This is a genomic window from Bacteroidales bacterium (genome assembly GCA_035299085.1).
Lineage (GTDB): Bacteria > Bacteroidota > Bacteroidia > Bacteroidales > UBA10428 > UBA5072.
Map to the genome: position 1 here is coordinate 1 of DATGXG010000005.1, position 7,587 is coordinate 7,587.

General features: G+C 42.3%; 7 protein-coding genes. 3 read left to right on the forward strand and 4 right to left on the reverse strand.

What is annotated here, in order from left to right; all coding sequences use genetic code 11:
* Window positions 1-162 precede the first annotated feature (162 nt).
* The 4 genes from VK179_01195 to VK179_01210 form a co-directional block, all read right to left on the reverse strand.
* Window positions 163-819, reverse strand: a complete 657-nt coding sequence (locus VK179_01195) for a hypothetical protein (protein HLO57333.1) — start codon at window positions 817-819, stop codon at window positions 163-165.
* A gap of 110 nt (window positions 820-929) precedes the next feature.
* A complete protein-coding gene (locus VK179_01200; GenBank protein HLO57334.1) occupies window positions 930-2,126 on the reverse strand; it encodes a hybrid sensor histidine kinase/response regulator in 1,197 nt (398 codons plus the stop codon).
* A gap of 231 nt (window positions 2,127-2,357) precedes the next feature.
* Complete coding sequence (locus VK179_01205; GenBank protein ID HLO57335.1) at window positions 2,358-4,607, reverse strand: ATP-binding protein; 2,250 nt, start codon at window positions 4,605-4,607, stop codon at window positions 2,358-2,360.
* 59 nt (window positions 4,608-4,666) lie between these two features.
* Window positions 4,667-5,233 (reverse strand): DUF502 domain-containing protein, encoded by a 567-nt coding sequence (locus VK179_01210; protein ID HLO57336.1) that lies wholly within the window; start codon window positions 5,231-5,233, stop codon window positions 4,667-4,669.
* A gap of 694 nt (window positions 5,234-5,927) precedes the next feature.
* On the opposite strand from VK179_01210, the gene VK179_01215 reads away from it, so the two are divergent.
* The 3 genes from VK179_01215 to VK179_01225 all read left to right on the forward strand — a co-directional run bounded on the left by VK179_01215 (window position 5,928) and on the right by VK179_01225 (window position 7,346).
* Window positions 5,928-6,350 (forward strand): hypothetical protein, encoded by a 423-nt coding sequence (locus VK179_01215; protein HLO57337.1) that lies wholly within the window; start codon window positions 5,928-5,930, stop codon window positions 6,348-6,350.
* Between the two features lie 15 nt (window positions 6,351-6,365).
* Window positions 6,366-6,611, forward strand: a complete 246-nt coding sequence (locus VK179_01220; GenBank protein HLO57338.1) for a hypothetical protein — start codon at window positions 6,366-6,368, stop codon at window positions 6,609-6,611.
* A gap of 288 nt (window positions 6,612-6,899) precedes the next feature.
* A complete protein-coding gene (locus tag VK179_01225) occupies window positions 6,900-7,346 on the forward strand; it encodes a transposase (GenBank protein ID HLO57339.1) in 447 nt (148 codons plus the stop codon).
* Window positions 7,347-7,587 lie beyond the last annotated feature (241 nt).

Consider the following 7,587-nt stretch of genomic DNA (forward strand, 5'->3'; position numbering starts at 1 on the left):
GTTAAGAAAGAAAAGCTGTTTGAGTCCGATTCCTGCGGACGAGTTCTTTTCTTTTAGCGAAGAGAATTAATTTTTAGCGATTTTTTCAGCAGCGGCGGCATTTTTTGCTTACTTTTTTTTGCTGCAGAAAAAAAGTAAGTCGGGTTCGGGGTGAAACCCCTACTAATTAAACGCTCTCGCCGTAACCTCCACCCTTGGCAATTCGCCGTAAGATTTTTTGAAGAATTTGGTTTCGATGAGGACATAACGGGCTTTCATCAGGGCAGCCCTTTTCTTTAAAATAACGCCAGCTCCCCTCATAAGATCGTCATTATCGGCATTGCCCATATCAGCTTCGTAGGATGCCTTTAAAGGGCCGATTTCGGCAAGATTATTTACGGTTGCCGGATCTTCGGTAACTATAACCTTCATCCACTCCTTTTGATTTTTTACAATGATCTTCGACGAATCAACAAGGCCCTTTTCTTTTACCGTACGGTCATCCAGTGCAATAAACACATCTCTTCTTCCGTCGGCATAAAGGATCTGGCTGATCCGCGATTTGCCAACCGATGTCATTTTATGGGCAGGAGGGGCAGTAAAACGCACATCGGTGAAAGTAATATTATATATTTTCCCTAAATAGACCTCGCGGTCGTAGGTTATAATTTTATCCAAAGCAGCCAGAGCAGCAGAATCCAGCTTATATGCCTTACCTAATCCTGCCACTCTGGCGCTTATTTCCTGGTCGGTCATCAGGGCCACATCGGGTTGTGATTGAGCCCTGAGGCAACCATACAAGGGAATCAGCAGGAATAGGGTTATCAGAAAGCGGGTCATAAAAAACGGTATGATTGATTATGTCATACCCCGCAAAAATAAAAATCAGACCGGTTCGTGATTTTTTTATTCCACCAGTGGCAGTCAAAATTACATGAACGACAGGGAAGTCAAACTTCAAAAACCATCCTTACGGCAGCGCCTTTTTCAGGAAGGTTTGAAATATCGAGCTTAGCCGATAACGTATCCAGGATCACCTTGGCAGTGGCCAGTCCTATACCGAAACCGTGAGAATGGTAGCGCAGGTTATCGGCTGTGAATAATTCATAAAGGCTTTCAAGGGCTTTTGAAGTAAACCCAGGCCCTTCATCCATGATTTCAACACCGGCAAGCGTCTCTTCATGAAAAGTGCGGATCGTAACTTTCCCGTTCTCCGGTGTGTACTTCAGGGCATTGTCAACAACCAGTTCAAGGCATGTATTCATCAGCCGCTGGTCAGCCTTGATAAAGAAATTCTCGTCGGGAAAATTATGAAGTACATTGATCCGCTGTCTTTCTTCACGGAATACTTCAAGGATCTGGTTTATTGAATTCTTAATCGACATGGGCTTCAGCGTGATCTTGTAATTCTTTGCTTTTATTTCAGTGAATAACAGAGATATTTCACTGAGCTTGACAAGCCGTTTTACAAGTGAATTGATGGCCTGGAGGTATTCCTTCTGTTCGGGACTTTCAACAATATCCTCAAGGATGAGCGTAAACCCGTGAATTCCCTGCAGGGGCGTGCGCAATTCATGGTTGATGTGCCGAATGAATTCATCTTTTGCCTTGTCGAGGTTGGTAAGCTCCTGGTAGGCCAGTTCAAGCTTTCGGTTGGTATCAGTAAGGTTGCGGTTGGCCTCCGTAATTTCGGCAGTCCTCTGCCTTACCTGTTCTTCCAAACGTACATTGATCGTTTTAAGCGCTTCGGTTTTTGCCCGCAGTTCAAGATGCGTTTTTACACGGGCTATAAGTTCTGTGGCATTGAAAGGCTTGAGAATGTAATCGACGGCACCTGTCTGGAATCCTTTGAGAATGTCCTCGGGCTCGGTTCGTGCCGTGAGATATATGACCGGAATATCGGCAATGTCCGGATCGTTTTTGAGCTTTTCACAAACCTCGTATCCATCCATCATCGGCATGGCGATATCGAGCAATATGAGGTCAGGATGCTTATAGCGTGCGATTTCGATGGCATCGGCACCGGTGGTGGCAAGCAAAACACTTATCCCTTCAAGGTGGAGCACCTCGCTCAGAAAATTCAGATTGCTGGGAATATCATCAACAATGAGAACTTCGGATTTCTTATGAGATATGTCGGCAAGCATGTACCTGTGACAAATATAAAGGTTTGAATAATCGGATTTTCCGAAATTGGAAAAAGATATTAACTATTCGATACCAGATGCTGGATACTGGATGCCAGATGCTGGATTCCGGATAATGGATGCTGAATACAATAGCATGACTGAGCTTGTCGAAGGCATGCTTCTAAAACAATACAATCCCGGTCGCTGAGCTTGCCGAAGCGGATTCCCTTCAGGCACGGGGCTAGTGATTTACACCACCCTGATCTTCTTCAGATACTCCCTGAACCTTGGCAGAATGCGGATGATCTGGTCGATCTGGTGGCCAAGAGTGAGTGATTGAAGCGATTTTCCATAACCGGCAAGCGCCAGGTTATTGTATTTTTCACCGGTGTGTATCAGAATTTTCGAAAAATGCTGCAGTTCCTCAATCGACAGAACCCGGCTCACTTCCTCGTACTGCGGAATGACGGTATTCTTCATGTCACGGATAAAAGCATCGTTTACAGTGGTTTCCGACAGCAGCAGGTTCTCGGCAACTTCTTCGGGTGTACTCTCAACAGGATCAAATATTTCTGGTCCCTGGTCATGCCTTACTGCAACCGGTAACGTGAAAATAAATGTGCTGCCTTTTCCGGGATCGCTGATGGCCCTGATCGTTCCTCCGTTTTTAACAAGCATCTCATGGCAGATAATAAGGCCAAGCCCCGATCCGCCGTGATCCGACAACCCCAGTTTTGCCTGTGAATAATCGAAATCGAAAAGGGTGTCAAGCTTATCCCTTGTCATTCCAATCCCGGTATCCATTATGCTTACTTCCGTGAACTGGTTCTTCATCCGGCAACTGATCTCAATTTTTCCCGAAGGAGGCGTAAAGTGTATGGCATTCATCACCAGGTTCTGCAACACGGTGGTGATCATCGAACGGTCGGCAATCACAAAAATATTTCCGTCGCTTTTCATGCCCAGGTTGATATCTTTCCGGGCTGCTTCACGGGTGTTCATTTCAACGACGTCTTTTATCAGACCGGTAATATCAACCATTTCCGGCTTCACTTCAAATGTGCGGCGCTGCAGTCGCGACCATTCAAGAAGATTCGAAAGCACCTTCTGAACCTGCGTGGAAAGATCATAAATCAGTACCGAATACTCACGGGCCTTTACAATGTCGTTTGAATCCGCTGCCCTGTGCATGAGTTCCGAGAATCCCATGATTGTATTAAACGGATTCTTGAGGTTATGCGCCACGAAAGAGAAAAACTTATCCTTCATGTCGTTCAGCGCTTCCATTTCATGGCTTTGTGCCGCCAGCTTTTTATTCAGGGCCACATGCTTGTTATTCATGCGGTTCACCAGGTAAAGCAGAACGGCCAGAACCAGCACAAGCATGGTAATAAGGATGATCAGCAAGGTGCGGATCCGCATCACCTGCACGGTATGGAAAAACTGTTTCCGCAAAGAAACATTTTCCTGTTCTTTCTGATCCACGTTATAAATTGCCTGGATGCGAGAAAGCTCCTGGTTGCGGTCCGCATTGAGAATTGAATCAGCCAGGTTGCGGTATATTTTTACATATTCATACGCCTGTTTGTAATCGTTGCGGGCTGCAAACACGTCAGCCAGGAGGCCGGCAGCATCGCGACTGATATGGTCAAAATTTTTCGCGGACGACAGCTTATAGCTCATTTCACCGTATTTGATGGCGGCGGCATAATTCTTTAACTCGAAATAACCTCTCGCAATATTCAGCTGTGCCTCAGAACGGGTAAGATCATCCGGCTGATCGCCCAGCAATTCGAGCACTTTGTAATAATGCTCAAGAGCGTCCTGGTTTTTTCCAAGCATGGCATACGCATACCCGATGTTTTTCATCAGGATGATCTTTTCCGGCTTCATATCTAGGCTGTCAGCCAGAACCATTGATACAAGGAAATAGGACAAACCCTTGTCCACGCTGTCAACTTTCAGGCAATTCAGGCCCATGTTCATATAATTCACGGCAACCTGCCTGTAACCGCCAACCTCCTTATTCAGGTTCACAGCCCTGTGATAACATGAATAAGCCTCCCTGAAATTGTTTGTAAGCATATGCACCATGCCGATCTGGTTAAAGCACAGCGCAATGTTAAGGGTGTCTTTACGGTTCTGGAATTCCTTAAGCGCTTTGAGGTAGGAATCCATAGCCTTGTCATATTCATCGGTAACCCGGTAATAATCGCCCAGTGCCAGGCTTGATAATCCAACCCTGCGGGCATCACGGATCTTTTCGGCCAGGTCGGCCGCGTCACGCGCATACTGATAGGCATCGGCAGGATTTGTCTTCAGCAGGTCATCGCTGATTTTAAGAAGCAAATCGATTTTCGATGAATCGTTAGCTTTTACAAGCTCGTGGATCATCCGGGTTGTAACAGCCTGATCGTCCCCTGCAGGAACTGCAAAGGCACGAAATGCCATAGTGATGAATACTAGCAAAAGGACAGGTACCCGGCGCGAGAAATACATGAATACTGTTTTATATCCTCAGACGAAATACGAAGGTAACAAATAATTTGAATTGAGAACTATACTCTTGTCACACCACCCGTTAAGGCAAATTTCATCACTTCCGAAGGGGGGAGGTTCAAGGGACGTACATTGGCCTTCGGGACAATGAACATTTCACCCGACCAGTTATAGGAATGCGGAAAAAGAACGGCTACCTTGCCTTCGGCACCAAGGTCAGCAAGATCCTCGGAAGTTATAAAACCTATTTTTTCAAGTTCCGAAACCATGCTTACTTTCACAATTACCGGCTTGGTGAATTTCTTCTTTTCGCCCACAAAGGCGTTTATGAAATCGTTCACCGATGTGTAGATCATTTTGAGGATGGGAATCCGCTCAAAAATACGGTCGATGAACTGGCCGAAAGGTTTAAAAAGAAACCACTGTCCGATCCATCCCACAAAGGCAACGATCAGGAATGTGCAAAGCAACCCCACACCCGGTATGCGGATGTGAAATGCGTTGGCAATAAGGGTACGGATTGGACCGTCGATAAGGTCGAATACCCAGTACACAATGAATATGGTAAGTGCAGTGGGTGCCACCAGCAGCAGCCCCTGGAGGAAATAACGGAACAGTCTTTTCATGGTCAGGAGTTTTGGCAAAGATAGTAAAAAGAGTAGGGAGTAGGGAGTAGGGAGTAGGGAGAAGAGAGAGGGGAGACTGGGAGAGGGGGTGAGGATATCGCATCGATGTAGCTTATACGGATGACACAATTCGTTTCAGACTTTTTGTAGAGAATAACAGTGAAGAATTCCCCAACAAAGAATTTAGAACAATAAAAAAATATTTTCAAAAAACTTGACTTTAATAATTTCTTGGTATATATTTATATATCAATTCTACATGCATAAATATTCAGAAATCTGGTTTTTGTAAAAATTGTTTTTATTTAAAAATACTGAAAAGGTATATTAAAAAAGTTATTGTAGCTTGATAGGGATGGCAACCCATATGCGTAATGTGGGACAGATACTGACAACCCACTCAAAAAATGCAAGTCGCGGATACTGAAAAGCGAATGAGTAAGTACACCCTAAATCTAATAAAAATGAAACTTATTAGTAAGTTATCTGCATTAATGTTATTCTTTGTTTAGCATGTAGCAAAGAAAATTTACCTCAAACTGAACCCATAATAGTCAATGGACCGTTTTTATTTCAAACAGTTGATGGGAATGCGTATAAAACTGAATTATTTGATTGGAATTTCAAAAATCTTGGAACAAGATTACCTGTTAAAACAACAAATAATGAGACCATTACTTTTAACTATGATAGTTTGACAATTGCTTCCGTGCAAGGGGAGGCTGGTTTTGCCATTGTAGCAAATGAAGAGAATTTTGATCCTAATGACAATTCTAATTTTGGTATTAGTTATTTTGAATACAATAATAAGATTATCGGGGCATTGGAAGTTCAATTAGAAAGGATTTCAGAAACTGAACTTGAAATTAGTTATTATAGTCTTGATAGCGATGATGTGATTAAGCTAAAATTAAATGTGGAGGATCAAACAGTAACGGCTTACAGTAATAATCCGGAATTACTGAAGAATGCGGGTGAAATCGAAGGATGGGGCAAGAACACTCTTGAATGCATTAATGATGTATATACTAATCACGGAGCACTTTCTATTCAATCAGCATATATTCCTGCAACAGCAGCAGCTTTCGCTGTTGTATGTGGAATTAAAAATCTTTAGAAAAATGAAATCATTATGAAAAACCTTTTCATTTATTATGTTGTCATCTTGCTTCCCTTGGCTGTTCTTATTTGGGTGGCTTTTCTTGGGTATTACCTTTATTTTGGTATTGGTATTTTAATTTATGCCTTGCTATATAGACCATTAACTGATGGTTTAAGGCTAGTTGCAAAAGGAAAAATTAAAAAACAGGAAATAGGTAAAGCGTTCATACCCTTTTGGACTGTGAAATGGTTTAAAAGTCTTTATTTTTCCAAGTGATTATTTGTTAAGTTATTCTTATACTAAGCGTAGTCTGCGGACTACGCTTAATTTGTATTTTTCAGACGCTGTCATATTAAGCCAATATTTTGAAATAACTTGAACCACGGAGTGGTTGAATGTTAATAGCGCCGGCTGAAAGCCGGTGTTTTAAGGCATTTTTGGAATACCAATACTCCTAACCACGGAGTGGTTGAATGTGAATACCATTGCCGGGCGCCAATGATTTTTAATAAGGTTTTAGTTTATTTGATTCTGTAAAAACGTTAATTCTAAATTTTTAATCATATGAATACATTTACTCAAATTCTTTACCAAATTGTTTTTGGTACAAAAGACCATGAGAAAATCTTACTTGATGAAAACAGAAAAACACTTTTCCAATATATTTTCGGAATACTCAACGAAAAGAAATGCCATTTATACCGAATTGGTGGTGTACGTGATCATATACATATAATAACTCATATACATCCTACTATTGCACTATCAGATCTTGTGAGGGATATAAAAGTTGCAAGTTCTGGTTTTATTAAGGAACATCATTTATTCCCGCATTTTATCGGATGGCAGGATGGTTATGGAGGATTTACCTATTCAATAGAAGCAAAAGATAACCTTATAGAATATGTAAAAAATCAGGAAGAACATCATCGAAAAAAGACATTTAAAGAGGAATTGATCGGATTATTAAATGAACACGGAATTCCTTACGATGAAAAATATTTGTTATGAAAATTCAACCACTAACGTGGTTGTCAAAAAGAACATCGTTTTCAACACCGGCTTTCAGCCGGCGCTATTCAAATTTAACCACTCCGTGGTTCAATCTGGGCTGAACCATTGAACCTCAAACCTTAAACCTTAGACTCTTCGGCAGCCCCGCCACCACCAGCTTATAAGAATCCAGTATCCATTGGCGTAAGAGCCTATCGGGTACGGTACCGTCAAGGTTGATCGTGTTCCAATGCTGCTT